Below are 3,007 nucleotides of genomic sequence, written 5' to 3'. Positions count from 1 at the left end.
CCCCGGGGCCGCCGGTCAGCCGGTCAGCCGGTCAGCCGGTCTGCATGGCCGTGATGGCGGTGAGGCGGCTGACCCGGCGGGCGGGGAGGATGGCGGCGGCGAGGCCGGTGAGAACGGTGAGGACGAGGGCGGCGAGGATGAGGGGCAGGGGCGGGGCGCCGGTGGTGCCGATGGTGGAGGTGATCGACCGGGCGGCGGCCCAGCCATAGGTGATGCCCAGTCCGGTGCCGACGAGGGCGGCGGCGAGTGAGAGCAGCAGGGCCTCCAGCGTGAGCATCCGGCGCAGTTGCTGCCGGGACATGCCGATGGCGCGCAGCATGCCGATCTCGCGGGCGCGTTCGGTGACGCTGAGCATCAGGGTGGCGGCGACGCCGAGGCCGGCGATGGCCACCGAGAAGGAGAGCAGGGCCATGCTGACGACCGTCATCCGGTCCAGCAGCGTGCGCAGCGTCTCGCCCTGTGCGGCCGTGTCGGTGACGGCGATCCACGGGTGGTCGGCGAGTGCCCGGTCCAGCGCGCGGCGGGCGTCCGTCCGGTCCTGACCCACCGTCGGGCTGATCCAGACCGTGGTGACGGCCGCGCCGGGGGCGATTCGCTCCAGGGTGGCGGGGGTCACCAGCAGCGCGGCCCCGGCCTGCAGGGTGAACGGCAGGCTGCTGCGGCCCGGCTGGACCCGGAGCTCGGTGCCGTCGCCCAGGCGCACCCCGCCGTCGCCGAGCCCGCTGAGCGCGGTGCCGTCGGTGAGTGCCCGGGCCCGGTCGGCGTCGTCCGCCGAGGAGTTGAGTCGGGCGGGGTCGACGGCGGCGACCAGGGTGGGCCTGCCGTCCAGTTCGACGGTGGCCGAGCGGACCGGCGCGATCGTCAGCTCGCGCTCCGCCCCGAGCGCGGTGAGCGCCCCGGCGGGCAGCGGGCCGCCACCGGTCGCGGTGGCCGAGAAGACCCCGGGCTGGCGCGCGGAGACCGCCGGCACCAGGGAGTCGGAGGTGACCTCCAACGCGGTGACCGCCCCGACCATCACCGTCACACCGAGCAGCAGGGCCGCGCCGGTGGCCCCGGTGCGGGTCGGGTTGAGCCGCAGCTGCTGGGTGGCGAGCCGCCCGGCGGTCCCGGCCAGCCGCCGGGCGGGCCGGCCCAGCAGGGCGACGACCGCGGGCAGCAGCCGGTCGGCGAGCCGCAACACCCCGAAGAAGCTGCTGATCGCCCCGACCGTCACCGCGAGCAGCGACAGCGGCGGCGGTGCGACCGCCCCGGTCACCAGCAGCGCCACGCCCACCGTCAGCAGCACCGCCGTCCAGACGGCCGCCCGGACCCGGGCCGCCGTACCGACCGCGCCGGTGGCACCGCCGAGCGCGGCCACCGGCGGCACTGCCGAGGCCGCCTTGGCCGGTCCGCGGACGGCCCACAGGGTGAGCAGCACCCCGAACAGCCCGGCCAGGGCGCAGGTCCACGCCGACGGCGTCAGCGACAGGCGCACCGGCCCGAGGTCGAGGCCGCCGACCACGACCGTCCCCGCCTCGCAGAGGCCGACCCCCAGCAGGACCCCGGCCGTCGAGGCGCCCACGCCGAGCAGCAGCCCCTGACGGCGGATCAGCCGGCGCAGTTGCCGCCGGTCGGCGCCCACGCAGCGCAGCAGGGCGAGCTGCCGGGTCCGCTGGGCCAGCACCACGGTGAAGGTGTTGCCGACCACCATCCGTGCGACGGCCAGCGCGATCAGCACGAAGGAGAGCGCGGCGATCAGCACCACGCCGTAGAGGGTCCCGCTCTGCCGCTTCGCCTCGGCGACGGAGGCCTCCCGGGTGTGCACCGTGGCGCCGTCGCCGAGGGCGGCGCGCAGCGCTTCGACGGTCCCGGCCGGTGCGGCCCCGGGCCTCAGCCGGACGTCGAGCCGCTCGGTGGTGACGGCCGTCGCGTACCGCGACACCGCGCCGGTCGTGACGCCGATCACCGGGTGGCCGGCGAAGCCGGGCGCGCCCCTGCCGTCCAGGGTGCCCGCGAGGCGGACGGCGGCGGCGGAGCCGTCGGCGCGGGCCAGCCGCACCTCGGCGCCGGGGGCGGCGCCGATCCGGCGCGCGGTGTCGGCGTCGAGCAGGACCTCGTCGGGGCCGGCCGGCCAGCGGCCGTCCTCCAGCAGCTGCCAGCGCAGCGCCCCGTCCTCGGCGATCGCGCTGACCACGGCGCCGCGGTCCAGCGGCCGTCCGTCGGCGGTCAGCACCGAGCCCCGGCCGGTCAGCCGCGACGACACCTCCGCCACCCCGGCCGTACGGCGAACCCGCTCCACCGCGTCCTGGTCCAGCCCGCCCTTGGCCGCGGGCCTGACCACCTGGACGTCGGCGGGCCCGACCTCGGCGGCGGCGGTCTGACCGAAGGAGTCCACCAGGGCGCCGCTGCCACCGACCGAGGCGATCAGGAAGGCGACTCCCAGCGCGATCGCGGCCCCGCTGAGGATCAGCTGCCGCAGCTGCCCGCGCAGCTCGGCCACGGTGTATCGGTAGGTCGTCATCAGTCCCCGGCTCGTCCACCCTGACCGGGCACGACGCTCCGGCAGGGGCTTCATCGAGCGTAGGGTCGGCCCACCCGTCGGCCCGTCGGCACGAGGTCCCGTTCGTGATCACTCCGCGGACCTACGGCCGCCCCGGCCGTCTCCTCCTCCAGGGGTACCCGGCCCCGACCCGCCCCCTGGCAGGGCCGGGGCCGGGAACGCCGCAGGCCCCCCGCCCTGGTGGGCGGGGGGCCTGCGACCTGCGCTTTCACTGTGCCCCAGACAGGAATCGAACCTGCGACACCGGCTTTAGGAGAGCCGTGCTCTATCCCCTGAGCTACTGAGGCGGGGCCGGTCCGTGACCAGGCCGTTCACAGCGTACCGGATCGGGGGTCGGCTGGGGGTGGTGGACGGAAGTGCGGGCGCCGACGAGGTGTCAGAAGAGGTCGAGTAGCCTGCCGAGGAATGTTCGAACCTGCCCTCCGGGGCTGGGCGAAGGAGACGAAGGACTCAATGAGACCAGCTGTG

The 3,007-nt window shown here is 76.3% G+C and carries 1 protein-coding gene and 1 tRNA gene; both read right to left on the bottom strand.

The window, feature by feature from the left end; all coding sequences use genetic code 11:
- Nucleotides 1–31: 31 nt before the first annotated feature.
- Nucleotides 32–2,500, bottom strand: a complete 2,469-nt coding sequence (locus tag J0670_RS34405) for an FtsX-like permease family protein (RefSeq protein ID WP_207816325.1) — start codon at nt 2,498–2,500, stop codon at nt 32–34.
- 253 nt (nt 2,501–2,753) lie between these two features.
- A tRNA-Arg gene (locus J0670_RS34400) sits at nt 2,754–2,826 on the bottom strand.
- Nucleotides 2,827–3,007 lie beyond the last annotated feature (181 nt).

Source organism: Streptomyces sp. FH025, from assembly GCF_017427025.1.
Classification (GTDB): domain Bacteria; phylum Actinomycetota; class Actinomycetes; order Streptomycetales; family Streptomycetaceae; genus Kitasatospora.
The sequence above is the reverse complement of the archived record's forward strand: the minus strand, read 5'-3'. Positions and strand labels throughout refer to the sequence as shown.

Bases quoted from the DNA above. Each gene is read 5' to 3' on its own strand.
- J0670_RS34405 (WP_207816325.1), bottom strand. From the start codon at position 2,500: ATGACGACCTACCGATACACCGTGGCCGAGCTGCGCGGGCAGCTGCGG.